We start from the raw sequence: 26,659 nt of genomic DNA, 5'->3' as shown, positions 1-26,659 counted from the left end.
TTGCAGGGACTATAAACGAACGCGAACAGACGATCAATCTTCGTGTCGATTTTGCGGGGATTTTGTCTGAACGCTGGAGGAGTAGTTTTGGGTTCTGAGTTTTGAGTTCTGAGACAAGAAGACGAGCCAATCGAGCGTCCACATAGTGCGAGGGATATACCTTCCCTTGCCGAAACCCTGGCTGACGCCACGGGTTATGAAAGTCGAAGCAGAACTTAGACAATCACGCTGGTCAGTGATTGAAAATAAGGGTGCTTGCGAATCGGATCGAAGTCCCGTTCGCTGCCGACTAGGTCGCGGTAGTCGGGCTGCAATTCGAAGGCCTGCGATAGATAAGAGCAGGCGATTTTTGCGTTGCCAGCCAGGCTCCAGTAGCAAGCCAGGTTGTAGTGCAGAATCGGTTGCTCGGCGTCGGCTTCGAGAGCTTCTTCCAAGGCTTGAATGGCGAGGTCGAGACGGCGGACGCGCTTGTAGCACCAGCCGAGGGCCAAGCGGATATGGAAATTGCCCTGCTCGAGGTCGGCTGCGTCGCGGAGCGGTTTGATCGCGTCGGCGTAGCGTTCCATGGTTCGCAGGGCCTGACCGCGGAGGAACAGAATGTGTCCCCGCAGGCCGCCCGGATTATCGATGCGATCGAGCGTTGCCAGCACTCGGTTGGCAACCTGATCGCGCACATCGGGGCGACAAGGCCAACGTCCACCAAAGACGGTGATGAGATCCAAATAGCCTTCGGCTTCCCGAAGGATTTGTTGGCGTCGGATGCGATTGGGATCGGACATGGCGATTCTTCTCAGCCACTGAACCGGGCGATCCTCGTGCAGGTAATCCTGGACTGGACGCCGGTGATAACCGGCAGGTTCGATTGGAAAAAACGCTCTACTACTCAATTCTAACCGGCGCTTTGGAAAACCCAAATTTTGTGGCCGGTAATTCTCGCAGGAATCTCAAAAAATCCAAAAATCAAGCAGACTAAGGACGGCAGCGTAAACCTTACCGTCGTCCTCTGCCATGCCATTCTCTTCCAATTATGGAATCACGCCAGGAGGGGTACAAAGTTCGATAAAATGCCCATCGGGATCGACCAAAAAGACCTGGCCTGCCCCATCCGGCCGTCGAACGCGCGGAAAAAACGGATAATCGGCCTTCGTCAGGTGGGCTTCCCAGGCATCGAGATCGTCGACCTGAATTGCCCAGTGATTCCCCCGCCGCTGCGACTGTGGCTGAATCTGCCGCCCGCCGATCAAATGCAATTCCTGCCGCTCGCCCAAGCGAAACCAAGCCCCGGGAAAAGTAAACGCCGGCCGCTCCATCGGCGGCAGCTGCAGCACGTCCCGATAGAACGCGCAGCTCTTTTCCAGATCGGCGACATGCAGCGCCACGTGATTGAGTTCGATGATTTTCATGCTGGCATTGTGCTTGGGCCAGCGGCTGGCGAAAAGGGCAGTCCGGCTACCGAGTCTAATTTGCCTTCTTCACCGGCAACGCCAAGATCACAGCCAGGGCAACACCAAGCGCAATGACCACCGACTTTCGAATCTCGGCTTCACCAATGCGGAAGTTGTTCTTCAGGTCGCGGTACATGTCGTAGCCGAACCAAAGAACCACCACGAAGATCGCCAGCGCAGCGACAATCCTCGCCGGCCAGATTTGCCCGATGAAGGCGAAGGTGGCAGCCATCAGGGCGATGCTGCCCATGGCCAGGCCGAAGTAGAGACCGTTCTGACCATTGGCATCCATCAGAATGCGGATCACGCCGCCAGCGATGACGGCGAGGCCAAAGATGCCGCAAGCCGCGGCCAGTTGCTTGTGAGAGATCATGCGCGCAGGACCACCAGAGATGGACGGTGAAGAAGTTCAAGTCTCTGGCGTGACTTGCAATGCAACAGCATCTGCGTTGCAGAGTATCGGTCGGACGCACGAAAAGAAAGTGCGTCCGCCAGGAAAACCGCCGGCAATCGCGCGGCGGCTCAGTGCTTAGCGTCTAACCCGCAGCGACTTCGACCGCATCGATCAACTGCCGGGCCCCTTCGGCCTGGCAGTGCTGGATGGCGACCTGCTTTTCGTAGAACCAGCGGACATTGCCGCGGAGCGTGACGAGCCCCTCGCGAACTTCGACGGCCAACTTACGCAGAGCCTGGTGATGGCTTTGCGAAAGCTGAGTAACAATCCGCGTCTGCAGCCTCTGATCAGCATCGCAAGAGGCAGTCGACAGAACGGAATCAGAGCACGTCGAAACCATGACGGGGTGCATCCTTACGGAAAGCAAAACTAGGGGCTAGAGGTCTGAATATTAAAGAGCCGTGCCGCCGGTTTCGCCGGTGCGAATGCGGATGGCTTCCTTGATTTCCGAAACAAAAATCTTGCCGTCGCCGATCTGGCCGGTTTGAGCAGTCTTGATGATCGAGCTGATGGCTTTTTCGCTCGACTCGGTGGGAACGACCAGCTCGATCTTCAACTTGGGAATGAAGTCGATCTTATATTCGGCACCGCGATACGTTTCTTTCTGACCTTTTTGTCGGCCGAAACCGCGCACTTCCGTGACCGTCAGGCCGTGAAAACCTGCCGCCACCAGGGCGTTCTTGATTTCATCCAACCGGTGGTGCCGAACAATCGCCTCAATCTTAACCATGGCCATACCGAAAGCTCCCGAAGCAAGAAAGTGATCTGCCGGGAAAACATTCGCCGGCCGCCTACCGCGGACCCATGTTCTAGCAATCGGAATGCCAACCGCAAGGGCCTGCGGCGGAGAACCGCACCTAACTTCAATGACAGCAAGCAGGAATGAAAATTATGACGTAGCTTCGCCAGCACCTTAGCCAGCACATCTGCTCAAATCCGGGCAACCGTTGCCAAAAGAGTGCTCAGCAGCGCGGCAGGGCTACTTCACCCGCAGCCGTCGCGGTGTCGGCCGCTGAAATAGCTTCGGCTTGACGAAATAGTTGCAGGCCATAATCACGACGAGCCCGAGCATCGAGCCGCCGAAGAGAATCTGCAAAACGATGACCTGTTGCGGCGGAATCACGCCAGCCCGGATCAGGAAGAAGATGACCGCAAACGTCAGCGTGATCACTTGCGTCACGCGCTTGATCCGCGCCGCCAGTGGCTGCTGTGGGGGCGCTGCTGTGTGCTCGGGGGGCAGCTCAATTTCGGCTGGCGATTCGTAGGGATTTTCTTCCATGGCCTGCCGAAGGTGGTAAGCAAGAAAAAACAAAGACCCGGCAACCATCGCTGCCGGGCCCTCATTTTAATCCATCGTCAACCGGCTCGCTTACTCACCTCGCAGCGATTTCGCCCGCCGGACGAGATCGAGGAACTCGGCCCGATGGCCGCCGGCGTCTTCGCCGATGGCAGCCGTGGCGATTTCCGAAACGGCAGAGAGATTCGCGCTGCCGCGATACTCGCTGTTTCGCAGAGCCAGGCCGAAGGCGACGACTGACGAAGCGAATTGGAAATCGGCCGAGGCACTGTTGAAGTTGCCCCCCTTGTCCTTGAGGGGGAATTTCAGCAGTTTGCTCGTGTCGGATTCGGGCTGCTTGTACCGCAACTTGACGGTGAGCAACTCGCCATTGTTCGCAGCGTCCGTAAGTTCCAGTTTGGGCTTCTCTACTTTCGGTCGCTGATAGATCAGATCCTCGGCCTCTTCCTTCGACTCATCTGCATCGGCCTGCTGTTTCTTCGCACCGTCAGCGAGCACGACTTCGTAGAAGGCGGTTACGCTGTGGCCGGCACCAATTTCACCAGCATCCTTCTTGTCGTTGTCGAAATCCTTGTTGGCCATCACGCGGTTTTCATAACCGAGCAAACGATATGACTGAATCTGGACCGGATTAAACACGATCTGGATTTTCACGTCCTTGGCAATCGTCACCAGGCTCCCCGACATCTCTTCAACAAGCACCTTGCGGGCTTCGCGAACACTGTCGAGATAGGCATACACACCGTTGCCGTTGTCGGCGAGGCGTTCCATCTTGGCATCCTTGAGATTGCCCGTGCCGACGCCAAGGACGGTGAGGAAGACGCCCGATTCCTTTTTCTTCGTGATCAAATCGACCAGGGCTGCATCGTCGGTGATGCCGACATTCAGGTCACCGTCAGTGGCGAGGATGACCTTGTTGGTGCCGCCCTTGATGAACTGGGCAGCCGCTTGTTCATAGGCCAGCGTGATGCCGGCACTGCCGTGCGTCGAACCGCCCGATTGCAGGCTGTCGATGGCCGCGATGATCTTATCCTTCTGATCGCCGCGCGTTGGCTCGAGCTTCAAGCCGGCGTTGCCGGCGTAAGTGACGATCGTCACCTTGTCGTTCTCGCCGAGCTCGGAAGTGAGCATAGTGAAGGCTTGCTTCAGCAGCGGCAGCTTATTGGCATCGGTCATCGAGCCCGAGGTATCGATGAGGAACACGATGTTGCTCGCCGGCCGTTCGGCACGGTGAATTTCTTTCCCTTGCAGACCAACCCGCAACAGCTTGTGCCCCGGATGCCACGGGCAATCGGCCATCTCCATGTTGACGGAGAAAGGATCGTCACCCTTCGGCTGCGGATACTTGTACTTGAAGTAATTCACCAACTCTTCGATGCGGACCGCATCCGGCGGCGGCAACGAACCGTTGTTCAAAAAGCGGCGGGTGTTGGCATACGAAGCCGTGTCGACATCGATCGAGAACGTCGACTGCGCGTGCCCTTCGGCGCTCGGCGAACGGAACTCGTTCTCAACGATCGGAGCATATTGCTCACCGCCAATTTGCGGCAGAATGGCTTTGTACTTGCGTTCCGTGTCTTGCACGTCGCGAATCGCGACATCGAGATCAGCAAGCTTCTTGCGTTCAGCCACTTCGTTCAAATCGCCACGAGCCCGCTCGCGCTTCAAATCGTCGGCCAGCGTGACGACCTTGCTGAACTTCTGGCGAATCTCTTCCTGACGTTGCTTGACGCCTGAATCCTTTTGCGTCAGTTGCTCGGCGAGCTTCTCCGAGTCGGCGTGGGCCAGCTCATCCGCAAATTGACGTAGTTCCTTGTTCGCTGGCCCAAAAGGCGTGCCGCTGGTTGGCAGCTTCGAGGACTCATCGTCCACGAGGATCCGCGGCGTCAATCCTTCTACCTTGCTTGCCGTATGCGTAGTCTGGTTGCCAGGCTTGCCGGGCCCCGCGGGTTGGGCTGGCAGGGGAATCGCGCTCGGCGGGGCCGGCATGGAATAAGTGACCGGATTTTTTGCCTCACCACCGATCCAAGCGCTGGCAGGTCCGCCTGCGGGTTTAGGTTCGTTTGCCGCGGGATTTCCACCAGCACTTTCAAAATAGTCGCGCTGGCCACGAGTCACTGTGTAGGGGCGAGCTGGAGCTGATTCCACAGGATTGCCAGGCGCCGTAGTTGGAGCCGGTTGCGCTTCCGGGCCTCTGTTAACCTCATAGCCAAACGTGATCCCAGCCGAATTGAAATCAGATTCGCTAACCTCTGCTTCGGGGCGATCACCGGAGCCACGGCCTCGCCCCATGCCGGGACGCGCTCCGCCCTTCACTTGGCCCGTAGGCTTGCTCGGCACCGGTTCCTTTTTGGACCGTTGGACCGCAGGCTCGCCTTGCGCGACTCCGGCATTCTTCTCTCGGTAGTCTAAATCTGCCGCCGGTCCCGCTGGTTTAAGTCCAACACCGAACGAGTGAAAATCGTCATCCAAGGCCGAGTTAGCCCGCTTCACAGCCCGCGGCGGTGCTTCGTCACGCCAGCTCAATAGCGACATCGCCGAATGAGGCCGTTGCCACAGGAAAGCGACAAGCGCCAGCGCCGCCGTCGACGCCAAAACCATCCCGGCCCGTTGGAAGAACGTCCGCCGACGATTCGCCGCAGCGACGGTCAGCGTTGGTTCACCCGCCGGTTGGTTCAGCTTCTTGAGGAGTGCTTCGCGCAGCGCCGGATCGGCTGGCGGTAGATTGTTGCCGGCAATAGCTTGCTTCAGTTGATTGGCAAATGGATCGGCTGGTTCGCCTGAGTTGTGCTGGTTGGTCTTCATTTTTATGGAACCCTAAAAAGGGAAATTGATTTTTAAGTCCGAAGCGAAGCGAGGATTCAGGTAGCCCGACGCGTTAGCGAGGCAGAAGTGCGAGGAGACTCAATTTGCAAGTCAGGCCCCTCACCCCCAACCCTCTCCCCTGGGTACAGGGGCGAGGGAGTGAGAAAATAAAAACTATCCCCTCACTCCCGCGGCTTGCCAGCTCGAAACTTGCGGATGCTCGCGCAGTGCTTTGACCGCCCGGTGGACGAGCACGCGAACGTTGCCTTCGGTGCGCTCCACCACTTCGGCAATCTCGCGATACGACCAACCTTGCGACCAGAGCTGCAACGGCTCGCGGTACAGCAACGGCAAGCGGTCGACCAGCGACCGGAGCACGTCGCTCAATTCTCCCCGCTCGGCGAGCACGGCTGGATCGGACTCCGGCGAACTCGATTGCTCGCCCGTCAGTTGCAGTTCATCGCTTTCGTCGAACGACTGCAGCCGACCGGACTGCCGCAACCAATCGAGGGCCCGATTACGGCATACGCGATACAGCCAGGCGGCTTCGCGTCCCCGCAATTCCTTCGGGTCCTGATCGCACAGCCGAAGAAAGGCGTGTTGCACCACGTCGCGGGCGGCATGCAAATCGCCCACAAAACGTTGCGCATAACGCACCAACTCCGACTCATGCTGGTCCAGAGTTGACATCACCCAAGCCCGCCGCGCGTCTGCTTGCATTGCTGTGATTCCTGCTGGCAATGGGCCAATCCGTTTGATTTGTATCGCCTCAGCTGAAGTCGCCAGAAGCCAGGCCCCGCGGACGACTGACTTCTGGCGAATCCAGCTGCCGATCAACCGGTCAGCCACTCTCCGCTGAAAGATTAACGTGCCGACTTACCGAGTGTTACAAGGGAATTGAAGCGGTCCGATTGGGGCTGGGGACTGGGGGCTTGGGACTGGGGAGTTTAAGATTGTGTTGACTTTGATGTTCGTGCATTTTCCCCAGCCCCTAGTTCCTAGCCCCCAGCCCCTTCCATGGCCCCCATCGACCTCCGCAGCGATACCGTTACCAAACCCACCGCGGCCATGCGGGCGTTTATCGCCAATTGCGAGGTCGGCGACGACGTGATCGACGTCGATCCCACCTGCAACAAGCTGGAACGGCTGACCGCCGAACTGCTGGGCAAGGAAGCTGCCATCTTCATGCCCTCCGGGACTATGACGAACCAGGTGGGCGTGCGGATTCATTGCAAAGCGGGCGATGAGTTCATCTGTGAAGTCGGCTGCCATATCTACAACTACGAACAAGCGGCCTTCGCCCAGCTCGGCGGCGTGGCCACACGAACCGTGGAAGGGCTCGGCGGCGTGCTGCATGTCGATCAGCTTCGCGACTTGATCCGGCCCGGCAACGATCACATGGTTCGTACTCGCCTGGTCTGCCTCGAGAACACGCACAATCGCGGCGCCGGCAAAGTTCAGCCCTACGATCACGTCGAAGACATCTGCACCTGGGCGCACGAAAACGGTTTGCGGACGCATCTCGACGGCGCGCGCCTTTTCAACGCCGTAGCCGCGACCGGCATTCCCGCCGAGCAATGGTCGAAGCATTTCGACACCGTCAGCGTTTGCTTCAGCAAGGGCCTCGGTGCTCCTGTCGGTTCCGCGTTGGCTGGGCCGAAGGAAATGATTGCCGAAGCTCGTCGTCATCGCAAACTCTTCGGCGGCGCCATGCGTCAGTGCGGCATCATTGCCGCTGGTGCGCTCTACGGCCTCGAACATCATCGTGGCCGACTGGTTCAAGATCATGCCAACGCTCAGATCCTCGCTGCGGCGATTCGCCAGACCGAAGGGCTCGCTCTCTCACCGGAAGATGTCGATACCAACATCGTCATCTTCAAGGTCGATCCCAAGCTCGGCTCGGCTGCGCAATTCCAAGCTGAACTGAAACTGCAAAACGTCCTGGCCCTCGCCATCAGCAAGACGCAGGTCCGCTTGGTGACTCATCTCGACGTCACCGAAGCTCAATGCCGCGAAGCCGGCAAGATCATCGAGCGCGTCGCCGGCGAACTCGCCAAAGGCAACACCGCGGCCAAAGAACTCGAACCCGCTTATTAAGACGTGCAGCGTCGCAGGTAGCCCGAGGCGTGAGCCGAAGGGTGAAGCGGGTACTCACTCAACATCTCCATCTCACGTAGTACTCATGTCGGATCTCAAAATCGGTTTCATCGGCGCCGGCCAAATGGCCACCGCTCTCGCCCAAGGCTTCGTCCGAGCGAACATCCTTCCCGCGGCAAAAATCTCCGCCTCCGACGCTTACCCTGCGGCCACCGACAAACTCGCAAAGGACCTGCCGGGGCTGAAAGTCGCCAGTAATGCCGAGGTCGCCGCGGCCAGCGATGTCGTGATCCTCGCGGTCAAGCCGCAAGTCATGCCCGCCGTCTATAAAGACCTCGCCGGCAAGCTCGCGAATAAACTCGTCATCTCAATCGCGGCCGGCATCTCGCTGGAAAAACTCTGCGCTGGTCTCAAGACCGAACGCGTCGTTCGCGTTATGCCGAACACGCCCTGCCTCGTGGGCCAAGGCGCGAGTGCGTTCGCGCTCGCTTCCGGCGCGACGGCTGCCGATGGCGAACTGGTGAAGAAACTTCTCTCCGCCGTGGGCATTGCTCATCTGGTGGATGAAAAGCTGCTCGATGCCGTCACAGGCCTTTCCGGCTCCGGTCCGGCGTATGTGTATCTCATTATCGAAGCGCTCAGTGACGGCGGCGTGAAGGCGGGCCTGCCCCGCGCGCTTGCCACTTCGCTCGCCGCGCAAACGGTTCTCGGCGCGGCTCAGATGGTTCTCACCCGCGGTGAACATCCGGGCGTTCTGAAAGATGCCGTCGCCAGTCCCGGCGGCACGACGATCGCCGGCCTCGCTACGCTCGAAGATCGCGGCCTGCGTGGCGCTCTGATTGCCGCCGTTGACTCAGCGACGAAGCGTTCGCAGGAACTCGGCAAATAGTCTGCGCGGCGCAGCCCGCAGATCCGTCATAACCGTGCGCTGGCCGTGGCCTAAACTTGGGAAGCGATCGCGCTGCAGACAACTCTATGTCGCGGCGCGCTGGCTGAAATTTTCAGGGGCCTGCCGATGCTTTCATTCTTACTGCTGATGTCGCTGATCCTCTCCGTGAGCATCGGTAATCTCGCGCTCGGCTTCGGCTTGGCCGTTCACATGGGCCAAGGTCCAGCCAAGGGATGGCAGGCACTCTGCTTCTGGAAAAAGGACGCTTCCGCCGATCCGCACGCGGCCCCGACTGATCCTCACGCGCCGCATGCGGAACCCGCTGCCCATGCGCCAGCGCCGGCCGCTCATGGTCATCACTGATCTGCCGTCACTGAGCACGACGCAGCATCATCCAAGCCGTCGGCGCCACGACCAGCGCCATGCCAACCAACGTTTGACCGTTGAATGTTCGGCCCCAAATCAAAATTTCCAGCAGCATCACGATCGCCACCTGCGATAGACCAACGACAGCCACGCGAGCCGCATTGCCAGTCGTGAACGCTTTCGTCAGAAACAGCTGACCCGCGGTGGCCGCGGCGCCAACACCAAGCAACAGCAGACCGGTGCCAACCGAAACCGTCGTCGTTCGCGTCTGCGGAAATACAAACCAGGCCGCAATGCTGAGCAGAAAAGCCACGCCGGAAAAGTGCGTGACAATCGCTCGCGCGTCGAGTTGCTTCAGCTTGTGCAAGCCAATCAAAGCGATGCCGCTCGTGAATGAACTGAGCAGCGCCGCGCCGAAGGCCAGGCGGGCTTCGAACTCCAGCGGCGGTTGCATCAAGCACATACCGGTGATCGACAACAGGATCGCGATCCAAACTTCCGCCGACGGAAGTTCGCCGAGCAAGGGCCAGCTGAGGACGGCAACCCACAGCGGATACATGTTCGTCAGCACGAGCACTTCCGACAGACTGTGATGCGTCATCGCATAAAAGCCGCAGAGCAGACTGATGCTCCCGGCGATGCTTCGCATCCACAGCGTCTTCGGCCGAAAGAGCACGAACCGCGCGCCGGCCTGATAGGTCAGCATCGCCGCAAACAGCATGGCCAAGCCCGCGCGAAAGATGGCAATCACTTGCCACGGGCACGAGTTCTCGAGCGCGTGAGTGCATACAGCCATCACGGAAAATGAAGATGCACTGGCCAACATCCAGGCGTAGGGCAGGAGCGGCGAATCCTTCACGCGATGATCTCGCGCGAGCGGTGAGTTTCAGCAATGGTTGATGGATTCACAGCGAACTAAATTTCGTATTCAAGTTGTTCGAGAACTGTCGACCACCAATTCTCGGGACGCGCGAGCGCTACTTGATCGGTCGCCAGCAAGCTTGATCGCAGTAGTTCGAGTTGCGAACTTAAATCGGTATCTGCATCCACTGTCAGTTTACTTACAAGCCGATCGTGAGTCGCGATGAATTGTGCCAGCTGTGCAATGCTGGAGTTCATGAAGCGTGTGGGGTGCTCGCTGTTGGGATCGATCGATTGAATGTTTCCACTGCTTAGATCGAGACAAAGTTCAGTGCCGTAGTCATCACCGATCACCAACATTCCACGATTCACCTGCGACTCGAGGCCGTAAAAAGTGAGTAGCAACGGCTCGTACTGCGCCGGCAATTTGGCAGCAACCTCGGATTTGAAAGCATCGGCACTCATGGCTAGGCGATGATCTCGCGTTTCCGCTTCACATAATCCCACACCACATAGCGATCGAGATCATTCCCCGCCGTGAAAAAGACGCGCCCCTTCGTACTCTCTGCCAATCGATAAGCAAACCGAATATCTTCTTCCGATTGCGACCAACTCGGCAGTAGGAAGAGGTTGATTGTGATCCCTTCGCGAGCGCAGAGCATCCCTTCGCGCAGCGTCGCTTCTTCGGTGCGTGGATCCGGCGGATAAAGCAGATACAACCAATCGCCGCTGTAATGCGCGGTTGGCAAGCCATCGGTGATGAGAATGATCTGTCGGTTCGGCGTGTCCTGCGTGCTGAGGAACTGCCGCGACATCGCCAGCGAGCGCTGAATATTGGTGAAGTGGGGCGGGATGCGACTTTCGGCGACGTTGTCTTTCGACATGTCGACTCGGAGTCGCACCACCGGATCGAAGAGCGTGACCGGCTTGGGCATTAGCTCGACGACTTTGCCCGGCGGCACCAGACGAGCAAACGTGGCCATCTCGACGAACTGCAAAAAGTCGCCGGGGTACTCTTTGCGAATCAGCCCTTCGAGCGCGAGGCCCATTCGTTTGACGTTGATGTACTGCCCGTCGTGCCGCATCGAGCCGCTCATATCCATGATGACGACCGTCGCACACTTCGGCGTGTTCCGCGTTTTATGAATGACGATGTCATCCTGCTTCAACCGAATCGGCAGTTCGCCGCCGGTGCGAAGCAGCGCGTTGACGAACGACTGCGGAATGTCCATTTGCGTGAGCGAGTCGCCAAACTCATAGGGCTTGGTTGTTTGCAGTTCGACGGCTCCTTCGCCGAGCACCGGATTGGGATGGCGGCCTGTTTTCGAATCGAGCAGGTTGCTGAAGATCCGTTCCAGCAGCCGGCCTTGAAACAGCCGATAAGCTTGCGGTGTCAAGCGAAAGCCGCTGCCGTCTTTTTCCAGGCCTTGTCGCTCGGCCATTTCGCGGACCATGTTTTCGACCATGTTCTGCAGCTCGCCGAGCTTCTCGATGTCGCCCGGCTCGGTGAACTGCTCCAGCAGATCCATGTCGATGATCGCGATCTGCGCGTTGGCCTTCGCATCTTCGAGCTGCTTCAGCAGCTTGTCGATCTTTTCGAGTTCGTCTTTCACCGCCAGCGCTTCTTCGACGCTCATCGCCGTCTGGCCGGTGAAGTCATACTTGGCGGCAAGCTCGTCAACCTGGTATTTCTTGCCGAGGACATCGATCAGCTGCACCAACTGATGGGCAAACTTGCTTCGCTCGTCGCCGGCTGCATACCAGAGGATTTCGAGTTCATGCAGCTGTTCGCTATCGACGGCGCGCTTGAATGATTTGCGCAATGCATCAGGCGGCTGCGTCTTGGCGCTCGCTTTATGAAAATCCTTGCTCGCCGTTTTCTGCACCGTATCGGTTTCGTACTGGGCGAGAATCTTTCGCTTCCGCTCGAGCAGCATGGCCATCAGCGCATCGAGACTCGGGCCGAGCCCGGCGATCTGGCTGGGATCGAGACGAATCGCCCGCGCGAGTTCCTCATCAGTCAGCCGGCGCATATTGCCGTACATCAGCATGTGTTCGAACGCCGGGCTGACCAAATCCGGCGGCGGTTGCGTCGGGCTTGGAAAGCTGACCGGGTCGAACTTCTGATAGGTGTGGATGATGCCGCCGGGTCGCATGGGATTTTGGGGGCTAGGGGCTGGGAGCTAGGATCTGGAGGAATGCAGTCGAAATACCTTCCCCACATTGTAGCGCAAACCGGCCATCAGGCGAATTTAAACAACCGGTGGGCGTTTAAGCCGTAAATCTTGTTTAAATCCCCAATGTCCAGTGGCCCCAAGTACTCGCCGATGTGGTTGAAAATCGGCGCCACACCATCCTTGCTCAGTGGTTCGTAAATTCCACCGCCACAGATCAACCGATCGGCGCCAAACTCAGCGACGAGTTGCTTCACGACCGGTTTTAGTTTTTCTTTGCCCTCTTCCTGCGGCCCAGGAAACGAACTGAGCTTCATCACGGTGTTCGGCAGCGTCGCCCATTTCACCACATGCGCATGATCCTCAGCCGTTCCCTGCAATGGTCTGCCGAGGTGATCGATGATGACCGTCGTATCTTTGAACTCTTTGATAAGTGGTGTGAATCGCGGAGCGTAACGTGGTTCCAAATGGAGTTGCACGGCGAGACCGAGATCAGCGGCCTGCTTCCACAGCGATTTTAACGAAGGCTTGTCCCACGGCGGCAACCGTTCGGGGTTGTACGCATGAATTCGCACGGCCACGATCGGCAATCGCTTCGCAAGATCCGGCAACTGCGCGACCGACTTCGGCTGATCGGCAAAGACGAGGGCAGTTCCCTTGAAACGTTTGCCGCCGACGGTGAGGCAGTGCTCCAGATAGCGATGATCATCCTGATACGGTTCCGGATGAACGATCACCGCGCCTTCAACGCCAGCCCGATCCATATCGGCGAGCAACTTTTCCGGCGTCGCGGCTTCGGCGGGTTGATACGGACCGTTCGCGTGATAGGGGAAGCGTTCGTCCTTGATTCCGGCGAAGCAATGAACGTGAGTGTCGATGACGGGTGGTTTGAGGAAGGCAGCGTGCGAAGTCGACGATAATAGGCTCGCGCTCGCCAGCGTGGCTGCGGCCCGGAGGAAGCATCGACGATTGGTTGCTGGCATCATGTTTTTGGCTTCACACCTTCACAACAGTTGTTGTGGTTTTTCAAAACTCGCAAACCAAATCCTGCAAATGACTTGCTGATTACTGACTACAAATCCTCACAACACTTCCATCCCTCATGCGGGGTGTTTTACAACAGCGCGACAATCTTTGAACAACTTCACTCCCACACCCCATCACCCTCGTACCCTATCTCCTCATCACCCTACCGCCTCACTTAATCATCACTCGCGTACTCACCGTCGCTCCCAACTCATCCGTCACCGTCAAGAACCATACCGTCGCATCGCCAGGCGGCGCGACTGCCGTGATGGTGCGCTCGTTGATCTTCGCGTCGACGCTCTTCCAACTCCGCTTGTTGATCGGGCCCGTGTCGGTCGTGTAGTGCAGCTTGGCTTCGATCAGCTTTTTCAAGCCGCCCGTGCAAGTGCATGTTATCTCCTTGTCGGACAACTTAGGTTCTCCGGGCTTCGTCAGGATGTCTTCTTTCTGCAAACACTGCTGCACAAAGAGGGCGATCTCTTCCGGCTTCCAGCCCGGCGGATGGCCGTGCGGCATGTTGACGGTCACGCAGAGTTGCTTGTCGCCGCGGACATCGTCGAAGCTTTTCATGTAGCTATCGAGCGGATAGGCAAAGTCGTTCGTGCCGTTGACGAAGAGGATCGGCATGCTGACCGACGGCAGGTATTGTTTGGGGTCCCACAGCTGCGTCCAGCGGTCGCGTTGGTCGGCGGGCATCTTGTTGAGGCGATCGGTCCACGCACTGTTCTCTTGCAGATGTCCGCAGCCGTAAACGGGCACGGCGGCTTTGAAGCGCGAATCGACGCCGGCCACGATGCAGGTGAGGTAACCGCCCCAACTAATGCCAGTGACTGCCGTGCGGTCGGCATCGACTTCTTCGAAACTGCGGATCAGCGAGTGGGCACGAATGACTGCGGCCACCGCGTGGTAGGGCCATTGTTCGCCAGGCTCTTTTAGAATGCTGCCGAACTTTTCGTCGTCGCCCTGGTTCGGCCCGCCGTTCTCGAGACGCGTGCGGTTCTTCTGATCGTGGGCGTTCTTCCCTTCCAGCGGCCGATGGCCGGCGAGGTCCATGGCAATCGCCACGTAACCCTTGCGAGCCCATACCTCGGCCCATTCACGAAACGCCGTGCCGCCACCGCCGTGCACGAGCACCACGGCAGGATGCTTGACGTTTTGCATCGCAATGCCGAGCGTCCGCGGCGAGGCATAGTAAGCAAAGACCTGCGTCGGCTGGCCGTTGTATTTCTCTCCTTCGTAGAAGAGCGAATGCACCGGCTCGTCCTTGTTGAGCCACTCGTGCTTCGGCGGTTTGTTGAGTTCCTCAAGTTTCCACGGCGTGGTGGCGGGCAACTTCGCCGGTTCGGCAGCGCAGGTCAGGCCGCCCACCAACAACGAGAGAATCACGCCGCAACGGAGAGTGAAGAGCATGTCAGAATTTCCTGCCGACGAAAACGCACAATCAAGAAAGCAAAAGACCACGCGCCGGATTATCAACGGCGCGTGGCGGGTTTGCAATCAGCATTGGCGCGACGAGATCTACTTGGAAACCTTCTGATCCAGATGCCCGCTCTTGCCGATGGCCCGCAGCAGACGCAGGCCGACAAGCAAACTAAGCGTGCATCCGCTGAGGCCGAGCAGCGAGATTTTCTCGAGGCCGAGGAACTCGGTTAGATAAGGAATGTGCATCACGTGCGGCGGCACCTGATGGGCGAGCATCAAGCTGCTCCCCATGAAGAGTGCGCTCGCTAACATACCGAGAACGAGGCGGTTTACGCTCGGGCCCAGGCCGCGATGATCGAGATGGACATCGAACTTGCCGCTCTGCACTTGCTCGAGGATTTGCATCACCCGCTGCGGCAGCACTTCGCTGAGATGCTCGAGCTCGACGAACAGCCGGCGCAGTTTTTTCGCCGCGCGGGCCGGTGAGAGGCGGCGCAAAACCATCTGGCGATGCATCGGCTGAATGAGTTCCATCAGGCTGAATTTGGCCGAGAGGAGCCGCGTGGTTCCTTCAAGCGTGACCAGCACTTTGATGAGCATCGCGACTTGCGTCGGCAGCGTGATTTGATAGCGGCGAATGATTTCGACCATGTCGGTCAGCGAGCCGCTGAGATCGAACTGATCGAGGGCCTGCGTCGAGTAGTGACCGACGAAATCGGCGACGTCGTTGGCGAGGCCCGCTTCATCGAGGTTGGGCGGAATCGCGCCGATCCGTTTGATCAGCCGCGTGAGCATCGGCACATCGTGGTTGACGATGGCCAGCAGCATCTCTTCGATGTCTTCGCGCAGCCGTTCGTCGATGCGGCCGACCATGCCGAAGTCGATGAGCGCGATGACGTTGCCCGGCAGCAGCAGAATGTTTCCCGGATGCGGATCGGCGTGATAAAAGCCGTGCGTGAAAATCATCTGCAGATAAAGTTCGGCGCCGCGGCGAGCCACTTGCTCGCGATCGATGCCGGCTGCATCGACGGCGGCCGTGTGACTCATCGGCAAGCCGTCGACCATCGTCATCGTCAGCACACGCTGCGTGCAGAGATCGGTGAACGGCCGCGGAATGCAAACGGTTTCGTCGTCGCCAAAGAGCGAAGCGAACTGCAGCAAGTTCCGCTCTTCACGGCCGAAGTCAAGTTCGCGCCGCAAAGTACGGCCCATCTCGGCGAGATTCGCGATCGGCCGATACGGCTTGAACTCGCTGAGGTTCTCCGAAAGCTGCGCCATGCCAGCGAGGACCTCGAGATCTTCGTTGACCTTTTGTTCGATCCCCGCGTGCTGCACTTTCACGACGACCCGTTCGCCGGTGAGCAGTCGCGCTTGATGCACCTGGCCGATCGACGCCGAGGCGATTGGTGTGAGATCGAACTCGGCGAAGAGCTGCTCGATCGGCTGACCGAGTTCGGCTTCGACCGTCTGTCGCACCTGTTCCGGCGAATCAGCGGGCGTCGACGATTGCAGTTGTTGCAATTCGGTGGCCAGATCCTTGCCGACCAGATCGGGCCGAGTGCTCAGCAGTTGGCCGAGCTTGATGAACGTCGGTCCGAGCTCGGTGAGCGTCAATCGGATGCGAGCTTCGCGTGTGAGCCGCGCGAGAATTTCGCCATCACGATGTCGCAGCTGATCTTTGGCAAAATCGATATTCGTGCCGCTCAGCCAATCGGCGAGGCCGTACTTGCTGAGAACCGAAACAATCTCCGTCCCGCGGCGCACATTGCGAAACATCTGCGGGATGGAGGTGATGCGCATGGGGCGGAGGGGACTGGGGGCTAGGAGCTTGGGGCTGGGGAATGCAATTCGATTCACCCAGATTTTTATTGTACTTCCCCTCCGCCTTTTCCCCAGATCCCAGTTCTTAGCCCCCAGTCCCTATTTCTTGCACCAGCGCTCGCACCAGTTCAACGCCGTCATGCTTTTCCCGCGCCGCGTTCGGATTTGCTTGGTCCCATTCCAGCGACATCAGCAGTGGGATCATTTGCTTCGGCAAGCCGGACACCGCGTGGGCAGTGCGAGCCAGGTGTTCGCCGATGTGGCGGCTGACAGGGACGGGGTCGACGCCGATTTGATAGATCTTGGCGCAGCGATCAGCCGGTGAGGTGACGTGGTATTCGCGGCAGACGAGGGGACGGTCGGGATAGATGCCGCAACTTTCGTTTTCGAGAAACGGACAGGCGACACCTTGGTTGAAATAGTTCTTCGCGATGCGGGGGATCGACGACTCCGTGCTGCCGGGTTCGGTATCGATCAAGTCGCGATTCCCTTTTTTCTCTTGAGCATCGAGCAAGCCGGCGGCTTCGAGCTTGGCGATGCCGCGAGCAAAACGTTCGCGAATGACGGCTTGCCGTTCGGGAGGCATTTCGCGGACGACGCGGGCCAGATCTTGGGCTTCGACCAGCGAAATGGCGACGAGCTGGCGGCAGCAGGCGCCGCAGCCCATCTGGCAGCTGATTTTCTTACCTTCGCTTTCGACCTTTTGAATCGAGAGGGTCGTGAGTTCGTTGGTCAGCTGCTGAGCAAACGACAAGAGCCCGGCGATCGGTTGTTCGCCGAGGCGAAATTGGATCGGCAGCAAATGTTCTCGGCCATCGACCTCCAAATGGATGTTGGCGGTTTCGATGGCGGAGCTAGTGTTGTCTGTCATTGAAACTCTTTCCACGAGACCCACCGAGCTTACTCGGTGGTGGCCGGTGCGATTCATTTACTTTCTTTCACGCCGCTCAGCGGATGCGTGGTCGCCGCTTGCCAGGCGATCTCTTGCAACTGCTTTACGAGTTCCGGCGAATACTTTTCGTTTTTGCCAGCGCCCAGCACCGCAGGAACCGGCAGACCGACGGGGCTCTTACGATAAGTGACCGAGTAATGGACATACGCCACGAGCGCTTGCAACGGCGGCGTGGCGTGGCCGATGTCATCGGTGAACAGGTCGCTCTGCTTGCTGAGCCCGGCGACTTTGCCATCGACGATTTGTTCCCGCAGCGCGAGCACGGCTTGGCCGACCGGCGCGACGAAGATCGTCTCCTTGCCGTGCTTTTTGCGCAGCAGTTGCACGTGTTCATCCATAGCGGCGAAATACTGATTATGTTTCTCGCGCAGCTCGGGAATTTTCTGCGCGTTGTGATCGACCGGGCCGGGGCTCTTGTGAACCGGCGGCGTGTAGGCATCGTACGGCAGCCAGAATTCTTGAATGGTGATCCGCACGTTCGGATTGCCCTCGAAAGCGAGAGCCACAAAGTTCTCGATGCCATCATCGGGCAAATAAATCGGCGCCATGGTGAAAACATCGGCGCCGCCGGCCTTCAGCGTTTCCTTGGCTTTGAATTTGTCGTCCTTCACGTCCCAGTGTTGAATGATCCGCGAGCCGCCGATGGCCGACATGCCGACTTGCTTATGATCTTTGATCTCGGCAGCCTTGGCGATGTCGGCCAAAATCGGCGGCATGAAGTAATGAAAGCTGTGCCCCATCGAAAAGACCTTCTGGCCGGTCGTGATTGCGCCGGTCGCAGGGGCGGCGGCTGGTTTCGCTTCTTGCGACCAAGCCGCAGATGTGATGAGCAGCGAGAGAAAACAGAACTGCAGCGAACGCAGTGACATCGGCGGGCTCCGGGAAGGTGGGAGAGGTGGAACTCTGTGAGATTTGGCCGCATTGTAGGGCGGCGAAGGGCCAAATCACAGAATTCGCAAAAAATCTTCGCCAGATCGGTAACCAAGTGGAGAAACTGCTGTAGAGCGTGGTAGCCTCACCTCTCTCAGGATTTACACGCCATGTCCGATGTCATTTATTGCCTCGACTGTGGATCGCCGCTGCCGCCCGATGCGCCGCAGGGGGAATGCCCGCGCTGCCTGCTGCGGGCGGCGATGGAAAGTCAGCCGCCGCTCGCCAGCGGTTCGATGGGAGCGACACGGACGACTTCGGGGAGTGGCCATTTCGTGCCGCCGACGGTCGCTGAATTGCAACCGAGGATTCCGCAGTACGAAATCCTGGAGCTGATCGGCCAGGGTGGCATGGGGGCCGTTTATAAGGCTCGGCAACGTGGCCTCGAGCGACTCGTCGCACTCAAGATTCTCCCGTTCGAAATTGGCCCCGGGCACACGCCGCAGCAGAACGCGGCTTTCACGGAACGCTTTTCTCGCGAAGCCCGCGCGCTGGCACTCCTCAGTCATCCGCACATCGTCGCGGTGCACGACTTTGGTCAGTCCGACGGCTTGTGTTACTTCGTGATGGAATACGTCGATGGCGTGAATCTGCGGCAGGCCATTCAAGCCGGCAAGATGAATCCCGCCGAGGCCCTCGCCATCGTGCCGCAAATTTGCGAGGCGTTGCAGTACGCTCACGATGTGGGTGTCGTGCATCGCGACATCAAGCCGGAAAACATCCTCATCGATACGCGCGGCCGCGTGAAAATCGCCGACTTTGGACTGGCCAAGTTGCTCGGTGTGCACAGTGTCGAGGGCTCGCTGACCGGCACGCAGCAAGTAATGGGCACGCTCCGCTACATGGCGCCGGAGCAAATGCTCGGCACGAAAGAAGTCGATCATCGCGCCGATATCTTTTCGCTCGGCGTGGTCTTTTATGAGCTCCTCACCGGCGAACTGCCGATCGGCCGCTTTGCACCGCCGTCGAAGAAGGCGAGTGTCGATGCCCGCCTCGACGATGTGGTGTTGCGTGCGCTTGAGAACGAACCTGCCGAGCGCTATCAGCAGGTGAGCGAGATGAAGTCGGGTGTCGACGCTGTGATGCATTCACCTGCTGCCGTAGCGAAGCCAGCTCCGCTGCCGATGACGCCCGCGAGCGTGGAAACGCCTGAGGACGAGAAAGATCCTTACTTAGGATCGACCTGGAATCTGATCCACTGCTTCGCGCTGTCGCTCTTTACACTTTGGTTTGTGCTGTACTTCGGGCCGCCCGTGGCCACGATGATCGATGGCCCCGATACTGATTTGATCCGCATCGGCCAAGCCTGGAAGTTCGGCCGCAATGTGCAGACGATCTTCAGTACGATCATGGTGATCTTTGTCGCCCTGCTCGCCGGAACCGCGTTTGGTTGGTGGAAGTATCGCGCGGGATTGGAACAACTGCACGAAGCAAATCGCCCGGCGAATCAGAGCGATGACGGGCCGCGGCTTTCGCCGGCAGCCCTCTGGGGAGCGATCTTTGCGCCGCTGTTTCTCATCACCGTGCTGATGCTGGTCGGCAGTACGATCACGGTGCAAAGTGGCGAGGACGGCAGGCCGCCTGTAGGACTACGCCTGATGGCGCTGCTGTTGGTTATTCCGGGCATCGTCGGCCTCTTTTCGCCGCTGGTGACCACTATCCTCGGCATTGTGGCGATCGGACAAATCCGCGCGGCTAAAGGGAAGCTCTTTGGCATGCCGCTGGCGTTGTTCGATGCCCTCGCGTTCCCGCTGCTCATTCTCGATCTGCTGTTATTGGTTGTTGGTTACGGACTGTTCGCGGCGTTGGTCACCGTCGGACTACAGATCTCGCGATCAACCGATGCCAATAACATGGCGGCGCTGCTGCTGACCGGACTAATTGTGTTGCCGCTGGTACTCGCGCTCGATGCCTGGCTGGTGCGACTCGCCTGGCGAGCTGCGGTGCGCGGCCTGGCCGAATACGAACAGCCGACAGTTCGGTCGGTTCAACCACTGCTGCCGCGGGCTGGTGAATCAACGGAACCACGCATATCGCAAGCCGCGGTGTGGGGAGCGATTCTCATTCCGCTCGTGCTGTTGCCGTTTGGGCTGATGATTGTCAGCTGGTTTGGTTTCAAACAGCCGATGGATCACGCCCCTGCCATGGAGCATGTCTCTGCCATGGAGCATGTCTCTGCCATGGAGCATGGACCGATGGCGCAGGGGCCGGTTCTGGTGAAATGGATCATGCTACCCATTGCCTGTGTCGGCTTGCCGGGCCTGATCGCGCCGTTTGCCACCACGCTGCTCGGCGTGCTCGCGATCGGCAACATCCGCCGCTCGGCAGGCAAACTCTACGGCATGCCGCTGGCGCTCTTCGATGCGATGCTCTTTCCTCTATTGCTGCTCGATGTGCTGCTGCTCGGTGTGGCGTTTGTACTCTTCATCGCAGCCTTTCGTTTTCTGGCGACGGGGCCCGGCATGATCACGCTGATAGGGCCGTTGCTGCTGATGACCTTGATGTGCCTGCCACCGATCATTCTCATCGATCTTTGGTTGGTACGACTCGCGTGGGAAGCAGCCAATCGAGGACTGCATTCAGACCCGCCCCAAAAAGAAATGCTGGCGAAAGGACCGCCGCCGTTTCGAGCGACGAACAACCGGCAGACTTCCAACGTCGCCGCGGTGCTGAGCGCCGTTGCGGTCGTCCTGCTCTTGCCGCTCGGGCTGCTTTGCGGCATCGGCGCAGTTTACTTCCTGAGTTCGTTGCCGTCGAAACCACGGCAGACGCCGCCTGCCGTGATTATTACTCCCGAGGACATGGGTCACGAACATGCCCCGGAGCCAACGCGAAAAATGGAGACTACGAGAGAACATTGAACGCGTCGCTGCACAATCGGCAGGCCGTGTTTGACAATCCGTCTCGCAGCAGGGAGTATGTGAGCCGATTTCCAGCCGATGCTTTTGGCCTGTTTGCGAGCTCCCTCGGATGAAGTTCTCTCCCGCTGCTCTCGTTGCGTTTCTGTTTCTTGCTGCATCTCTCATCGCCGGCGAGGGACAGGTCGATCCGCCGTTGCCCGATGGCTCGCGCGATGCGGTAGCCAAGATCAGCACATTGCGAGTGCCGAAGGGAATCAAAGTCGAGCTCTTCGCCGCCGAGCCGCAACTGGCGAGCCCGGTGGCGCTCTGTCTTGATGAAAAGAATCGTGTCTACGTCGCGGAAGAGTTTCGTTTCAATCGCGGCACCGAGGAAAATCGCTCGCGGCCGTTTTTGCTCGATGACGATCTGCAATTGAAGACTACCGACGATCGTCTCGCCATGTTTCGCAAGTTCGAAAACAAGTTCGACGGCGGCATGGAGTGGTTCAGCCGTTATACCGACCAGGTACGGCGCCTCGAAGATCGCGACGGCGACGGTCGGGCTGATGTTTCGACAGTTTTTGCGACGGGTTTTAACGGCCCGCTCGATGGTCTCGCGGCTGGCGTGATCGCCCGCGACGGCGACATTTATCTCACCTGCATTCCCAAACTCTGGAAGCTCCGCGATGAAGATGGCGATGGCGTCGCCGAGAAGCGCGAAGGGCTGTTGCATGGCTTTGGCGTGAACGCGGCGTTTCTCGGACACGACTTGCACGGCCTCGTGTGGGGGCCGGATGGCAAGTTGTATTTCAGCGTCGGCGATCGCGGTTTTCATGTGCAGACAAAGGAAGGCACGACACTGGCTCAGCCGCGGCGAGGTGCCGTTTTTCGTTGCAACGCCGACGGCAGTGAGTTGGAAGTTGTGCACATCGGCTTGCGCAATCCGCAAGAGCTGGCCTTCGATGAGTTCGGCAACTTGTTTGCCGACGACAACAACTGCGACAAGGGTGACCACGCTCGCCTAGTGTATGTGCTCGAAGGAGCCGACAGTGGTTGGAACATGGCGTATCAAACCATGCCTCAGCCGTACGAAACCGGCCCGTGGCACGCCGAACGAATCTGGCATCTCGACGGCGATCCACAAACGGAAAAGATCAAGCCGGCCTGGGTCTTGCCGCCCATCGGCAAGCTCGGCGCAGGGCCGAGCGGCTTTGCTTATTGCGGCGCGGTGGGCTGGAGCGATGACCCGGGTACCCCCGGCAATAACCTGCGCGGCCGGTTCTTTCATTGCAACTACACCGGCAATGGCGGCATCGAATCGATCAAGTTGAAACCGAAAGGAGCCGCGTTCGAAATCGAGAAGTACGAAGACTTCCTCAAGCCACTGTCGATCACCGATTGCGACTTCGGCTACGACGGCAAGCTTTATCTGTCGGACTTCGTGGGACTCGATTGGAGCGGCAAAACCCGCGGCGGGCGCGTTTACACTGCCTTCGATCCCGAACGGGTCGCCTCTGCCGAAGTGAAGGCAGTCAAAGACCTATTCGCTGCCGGTTTCCAGCAACGGAGCAGCGATGAACTTCTAAAATTGCTCGCCCACGTCGACATGCGAGTTCGGCAGCGAGCTCAGTTTGAACTCGCCAATCGAGAACTGAGTCTGACTCCCGAGCTTCCCGTGATTGCCGCGAAGCACGATTCGCTCCTCGCGCGACTGCATGCGATTTGGGCCCTGGGAATGATCGGCCGCAAGGATTCTTCGGCGCTCGTGCCGGTGATGAAATTGCTAAGCGACGATCATCCGGAAGTTCGCACCCAGGCGGCGCGGACGCTCGGCGATGTGAAGCACAAAGCCGCAGGGAAAGAACTCTTGCAACTCGTCGAGCGCGAATCTGCTGCGCTCGAAAATCCTCGCACGCTACTGCATGCGATCATCGCCCTCGGCAGGATCAAAGCTGATGCGCAACCGCAGCTCGTCGCACTTCTCCGCAAAACGAATGACAAATTCCTGCGTCATGCCTGCGTCTACGCCCTCGGCGAAGCGGCCGACAAGAAAGCGATCCTCGCGCTCGAGCAAGACAAAGATGCCGCAGTGCGTCTGGCAGCCGTGCTCGTGTTGCGACGATGGAACGACGTCGACGTTGCGAGGTTTCTCGCTGACAGCGATTTGCAAGTTGTCACCGAGGCGGCCCGCGCTGTGAATGACTTGCCAATGAACGAAGCCGCATTGCGGCCGTTGGCGGCGCTCACCGAACCACTGCTGTCGAGCAAGGAAGAAATTCCCGAGGCACTCCTGCGGCGCGTCATTCACGCACACTTCCGCGCTGGTGGATCCAGCAACGCCGCAGCCGTTGCCAGGATCGCGGCGCATGAAAAATTCTCACTCGCCGTTCGGCGCGAAGCGCTGCTGGCCCTTTCTGACTGGACAACACCTTCGCAACGCGATCGCGTGACGGGCAGTTGGCGACCTCTGGCTCCCCGCAATCCGACCGAGGCCCGAGCAGAGACAAGCTTGCCGCTGGTGACGATTCTGGCGAGCAGCAATGCCGAGCTGCAGGTGCTCGCAACCAATGTCATCGCCAAGCTGGAAGTGAAAGTCGACGACGAAACGTTTCTCGCCTGGGCTCGCGATTCGCGCGAACCGCCGCTGCGTATCGCCGCCCTCGAACTCCTCGCGGCCCGCAAGAACGCGCAGACCCGCGAACTGCTGACCGCCGCTTTCGGAGATAAAAACCCGCTGCTGCGAACGGCTGCCATTCGTCTGCTCGCGGCACATTACCCTGAGCAAGCGACCGAGGCGATCACGCAAGTCTTAAGCAACTCTCCGACGCTGGGCGACAAGCAGCAAGCGCTGGCTTCGCTCGCGCAGGTGAAGAATGCCGCCGCCGATGATCTGCTGCTGCAATGGACCGGCCGACTCGCACGTGGCACCGTGCCGGCCGAACTGCAACTCGACGTGCTCGAAGCGGCCCGCTCGCGCGACTCGGCAGAGTTCAAGCAATTGCTCGAACCATTCGAAAAGAGGCTGGCCGAAGGGGATGCCCTCTCACCATTCCGCATCGCGCTGGCGGGTGGCGACGCCGAACGTGGCCGACTGGTATTCACCGGCCATCGTCAGGCCCAGTGCAGCCGCTGTCATCGCGTCGGCGAAACGGGCGGCGATGCCGGGCCGAATCTCACGCGTCTGTCAGCCACAGCCGAACGGCCACACTTGCTCGCTTCGCTGATCTTGCCGAATTTGCAGATCGCGCCGGGCTATGGCAGCGTGACCCTTCAGATGAATGACGGCACGAGTGTCGCTGGGCAGATCAAATTTGAGAAGGATGGCGTGATCGAACTTCTGACGCCGCAAGGATCCACGCTGAAGCTCAAGGCGGCCGATGTTGAGGAGCGCTCACAGCCGACTTCGGCCATGCCGCCGATGGATAAGGTGCTGACGCTGCGTGAGATTCGCGACGTGGTGGAATATTTATCGACGCTCAAGTGAGATCGTCACGGCTTTGGCTGAGCGCTGATCGCACTTTGCGACCAGCGACACGAGCAGCTGTTCCCGGGCGGTTAGTTGCCCGAGCTCTTATCGAGCGAGGCATCGGCGGCAACCTTGGTTTCGGCCTTCGCAGCCGGTTCGGCGACGGCCACTTCCGCGGCCTTCTTGATGAGACCAGCCACAGCACCGGAGCTGGTCGCGCCGGTGATCTGTTCGCGGTGCCAGCCCTTCTCATTCTTGCTGAAGACGATCAGCTGAGGAATCGAGTTGCCGCGCATCAGCTGGCGGGCGAGAGCGGGGTTTTGATCGTAATTAACAGTGACGTACTGAGCGTTCTTCAGCTGACCAGCCTTCGCCATGGCCGGCATCGTGCTGTTCTTCATCGTCACGCAGCCAGGGCACCAATCGGCGCCGACGAGCACCACCAGCGGCTGGCCGTTTTCCTGAGCCTTCTTCATGGCGACTTCGTAGCTGTCAGCCCCGCCGACCAGAAGTGCCGCCTGCAGAACCAAACCCATCGCTAGCCCACTCATTGTTGCATTCCTTGTTTAGCGATGAACAAATCCATGCCCGAAAGACCACACTGAATGATCACATGACGACTGGCGTTTGTTCAGGAAGAATAAATTGCGGGGGCAGCATAGGTAAATTTTGCCGGCTTGTCATTACCCTTTGCGTAGATTGCGCATCTTCGCGCAAGGCAGCTGCAATCGATTGCAGAAAACGCGGCACTAGCGAGCGAGTTACAAATTTCAGCCGTTGCCAAACAGGCTAGGAAAACCTGTCGATAAGTACCGCTAGCACGAGCAGTCTGAAGATAGGGCGAAACGGCTATTAATCGTATTGCAAATACATATCGAGCCCGCCCGTTCCATTCTGGCAAACATATAAACAACCGCCATCGCCAGGCGGATAATCGCTGAAGGAAATCTGCGCGATCAACGGGTCTTCGGCTTCGGGAGACTGAGTCCAGCCGGGCCAGCCGCCGAGTCGGCTCACGTTGGGCGCCGTAGCGTACTTGGGGAATTCTTCGCGTCGGAATTTTTGGAATGGCTTGACGTCGGTCTTCTCGAATTCGTATTTCAAAGCCTCGACCACAATTGGCCAATCGGGAATCTCGCTACTTTCTTCGAGCACGATTGCCGACTGTGCAAAGTCCATATCGGGCGCAGGAGGTTCGCGCTCGGCAAGGTTGTCGCCCCGCAAGATGAATACACAATGGCTGCCGTTGTCGCGCCCTTCGGAGGCCAACCGATCGGTGCGAAAGAGGGTGAGAAGCGAACCAGGCGGAAAGCTCCCGAGGCAATCGAGCGGCAATTGCGCCAGGAACTGCAACGGCTCGTCACCATTCGTAGGCCAAGGCATGTCGGGCGGCAAACAGGGTCGCCCACCAATGCGCCGGCCTGCGGAGGTAGATTTTCGTTCGTCTCCGTAGTTTTGATCAACCAGACCGGTCGCCGGAGCGATTGAATCGCCTGATCGATCGCTTCAGGAGTCACTTCGCGCACGTCCCGCGGTGGCGGAATGGGAACTGCCTGCGTCGGCGGTTTCGGCGGCGGCCCGGCTAGCGATTCCACCAAGAATTCGACTGGCCCAACGCCGGCCAGCAGCACTCCCGCAGCACTATCGAAAGCGATGGTTCGTTGCTGGATCGCGGCGCGTGCGAGTTCAGCCAGACCGGCGGCGGCATCCGCAACTTGGAACAACGGATCGATGGCGAAGGTCTTCTTGGGTTCGGCGAGATTTAGCTGCGATGCTTCCTGGCGCGCCGCTGCCCTCAAGGGGCGATGAACTTG

The 26,659-nt window shown here is 59.0% G+C and carries 23 protein-coding genes; 5 read left to right on the top strand and 18 right to left on the bottom strand.

Annotated elements, in window-relative coordinates; translation table 11 throughout:
• Positions 1-215: 215 nt before the first annotated feature.
• The 8 genes from M9Q49_RS02025 to M9Q49_RS01990 all read right to left on the bottom strand — a co-directional run bounded on the left by M9Q49_RS02025 (position 216) and on the right by M9Q49_RS01990 (position 6,691).
• Positions 216-779, bottom strand: a complete 564-nt coding sequence (locus M9Q49_RS02025) for a TPR end-of-group domain-containing protein (protein WP_254506976.1) — start codon at positions 777-779, stop codon at positions 216-218.
• 246 nt (positions 780-1,025) lie between these two features.
• On the bottom strand, positions 1,026-1,403 hold the full coding sequence (locus M9Q49_RS02020) for a VOC family protein (protein WP_254506975.1): 378 nt from the start codon (positions 1,401-1,403) through the stop codon (positions 1,026-1,028).
• A gap of 55 nt (positions 1,404-1,458) precedes the next feature.
• Positions 1,459-1,818: a hypothetical protein gene (locus tag M9Q49_RS02015; protein ID WP_254506974.1), complete on the bottom strand. Its 360-nt coding sequence runs from the start codon at positions 1,816-1,818 to the stop codon at positions 1,459-1,461.
• A 163-nt stretch (positions 1,819-1,981) separates the two neighbouring features.
• On the bottom strand, positions 1,982-2,239 hold the full coding sequence (locus tag M9Q49_RS02010) for a BON domain-containing protein (RefSeq protein WP_254506973.1): 258 nt from the start codon (positions 2,237-2,239) through the stop codon (positions 1,982-1,984).
• Positions 2,240-2,290: 51 nt separating this feature from the next.
• Positions 2,291-2,629, bottom strand: a complete 339-nt coding sequence (locus M9Q49_RS02005; RefSeq protein WP_254511807.1) for a P-II family nitrogen regulator — start codon at positions 2,627-2,629, stop codon at positions 2,291-2,293.
• A 249-nt stretch (positions 2,630-2,878) separates the two neighbouring features.
• Positions 2,879-3,178, bottom strand: a complete 300-nt coding sequence (locus M9Q49_RS02000) for a hypothetical protein (RefSeq protein ID WP_254506972.1) — start codon at positions 3,176-3,178, stop codon at positions 2,879-2,881.
• A 90-nt stretch (positions 3,179-3,268) separates the two neighbouring features.
• Positions 3,269-6,001, bottom strand: a complete 2,733-nt coding sequence (locus M9Q49_RS01995) for a VWA domain-containing protein (protein WP_254506971.1) — start codon at positions 5,999-6,001, stop codon at positions 3,269-3,271.
• A gap of 174 nt (positions 6,002-6,175) precedes the next feature.
• Positions 6,176-6,691: an RNA polymerase sigma factor gene (locus M9Q49_RS01990; RefSeq protein ID WP_254506970.1), complete on the bottom strand. Its 516-nt coding sequence runs from the start codon at positions 6,689-6,691 to the stop codon at positions 6,176-6,178.
• A gap of 327 nt (positions 6,692-7,018) precedes the next feature.
• On the opposite strand from M9Q49_RS01990, the gene M9Q49_RS01985 reads away from it, so the two are divergent.
• From M9Q49_RS01985 to M9Q49_RS01975, 3 genes are all read left to right on the top strand, one after another.
• Entirely contained in the window at positions 7,019-8,098 is a 1,080-nt protein-coding gene (locus M9Q49_RS01985) for a threonine aldolase family protein (protein ID WP_254506969.1), read from the top strand.
• 85 nt (positions 8,099-8,183) lie between these two features.
• Positions 8,184-8,987, top strand: coding sequence for a pyrroline-5-carboxylate reductase (gene proC / locus M9Q49_RS01980; protein WP_254506968.1), 804 nt, complete (start codon positions 8,184-8,186; stop codon positions 8,985-8,987).
• Positions 8,988-9,113: 126 nt separating this feature from the next.
• Positions 9,114-9,350 (top strand): hypothetical protein, encoded by a 237-nt coding sequence (locus tag M9Q49_RS01975; RefSeq protein WP_254506967.1) that lies wholly within the window; start codon positions 9,114-9,116, stop codon positions 9,348-9,350.
• A gap of 7 nt (positions 9,351-9,357) precedes the next feature.
• Here the strand turns inward: M9Q49_RS01975 and M9Q49_RS01970 are convergent, their stop codons facing one another.
• The 8 genes from M9Q49_RS01970 to M9Q49_RS01935 form a co-directional block, all read right to left on the bottom strand.
• Positions 9,358-10,179, bottom strand: coding sequence for a DMT family transporter (locus M9Q49_RS01970; RefSeq protein WP_390844788.1), 822 nt, complete (start codon positions 10,177-10,179; stop codon positions 9,358-9,360).
• Positions 10,180-10,268: 89 nt separating this feature from the next.
• Entirely contained in the window at positions 10,269-10,679 is a 411-nt protein-coding gene (locus tag M9Q49_RS01965; protein WP_254506965.1) for an SUKH-4 family immunity protein, read from the bottom strand.
• Between the two features lie 2 nt (positions 10,680-10,681).
• A complete protein-coding gene (locus M9Q49_RS01960) occupies positions 10,682-12,370 on the bottom strand; it encodes a hypothetical protein (RefSeq protein WP_254506964.1) in 1,689 nt (562 codons plus the stop codon).
• An 86-nt stretch (positions 12,371-12,456) separates the two neighbouring features.
• Positions 12,457-13,374 carry an amidohydrolase family protein gene (locus M9Q49_RS01955; RefSeq protein ID WP_254506963.1) on the bottom strand — a complete coding sequence of 306 codons (918 nt, stop codon included), beginning with the start codon at positions 13,372-13,374 and terminating at the stop codon, positions 12,457-12,459.
• Between the two features lie 211 nt (positions 13,375-13,585).
• Entirely contained in the window at positions 13,586-14,824 is a 1,239-nt protein-coding gene (locus tag M9Q49_RS01950; protein WP_254506962.1) for an alpha/beta hydrolase family protein, read from the bottom strand.
• A 108-nt stretch (positions 14,825-14,932) separates the two neighbouring features.
• Positions 14,933-16,636, bottom strand: a complete 1,704-nt coding sequence (locus tag M9Q49_RS01945; protein ID WP_254506961.1) for an ABC1 kinase family protein — start codon at positions 16,634-16,636, stop codon at positions 14,933-14,935.
• Between the two features lie 106 nt (positions 16,637-16,742).
• Positions 16,743-17,528 (bottom strand): YkgJ family cysteine cluster protein, encoded by a 786-nt coding sequence (locus M9Q49_RS01940; RefSeq protein ID WP_254506960.1) that lies wholly within the window; start codon positions 17,526-17,528, stop codon positions 16,743-16,745.
• A 53-nt stretch (positions 17,529-17,581) separates the two neighbouring features.
• On the bottom strand, positions 17,582-18,478 hold the full coding sequence (locus M9Q49_RS01935; RefSeq protein WP_254506959.1) for a hypothetical protein: 897 nt from the start codon (positions 18,476-18,478) through the stop codon (positions 17,582-17,584).
• A gap of 171 nt (positions 18,479-18,649) precedes the next feature.
• On the opposite strand from M9Q49_RS01935, the gene M9Q49_RS01930 reads away from it, so the two are divergent.
• Together M9Q49_RS01930 and M9Q49_RS01925 are read left to right on the top strand one after the other, a co-directional pair.
• Positions 18,650-21,400: a serine/threonine-protein kinase gene (locus M9Q49_RS01930; RefSeq protein WP_254506958.1), complete on the top strand. Its 2,751-nt coding sequence runs from the start codon at positions 18,650-18,652 to the stop codon at positions 21,398-21,400.
• A 109-nt stretch (positions 21,401-21,509) separates the two neighbouring features.
• Complete coding sequence (locus tag M9Q49_RS01925; RefSeq protein ID WP_254506957.1) at positions 21,510-24,863, top strand: PVC-type heme-binding CxxCH protein; 3,354 nt, start codon at positions 21,510-21,512, stop codon at positions 24,861-24,863.
• Between the two features lie 71 nt (positions 24,864-24,934).
• Here the strand turns inward: M9Q49_RS01925 and M9Q49_RS01920 are convergent, their stop codons facing one another.
• Complete coding sequence (locus M9Q49_RS01920) at positions 24,935-25,396, bottom strand: thioredoxin family protein (protein ID WP_254506956.1); 462 nt, start codon at positions 25,394-25,396, stop codon at positions 24,935-24,937.
• A gap of 301 nt (positions 25,397-25,697) precedes the next feature.
• Positions 25,698-26,228 (bottom strand): DUF1963 domain-containing protein, encoded by a 531-nt coding sequence (locus M9Q49_RS01915; RefSeq protein WP_254506955.1) that lies wholly within the window; start codon positions 26,226-26,228, stop codon positions 25,698-25,700.
• Between the last annotated feature and the right edge of the window lie 431 nt (positions 26,229-26,659).

The organism is Anatilimnocola floriformis (genome assembly GCF_024256385.1).
GTDB lineage: Bacteria > Planctomycetota > Planctomycetia > Pirellulales > Pirellulaceae > Anatilimnocola > Anatilimnocola floriformis.
The sequence above is the reverse complement of the archived record's forward strand: the minus strand, read 5'-3'. Positions and strand labels throughout refer to the sequence as shown.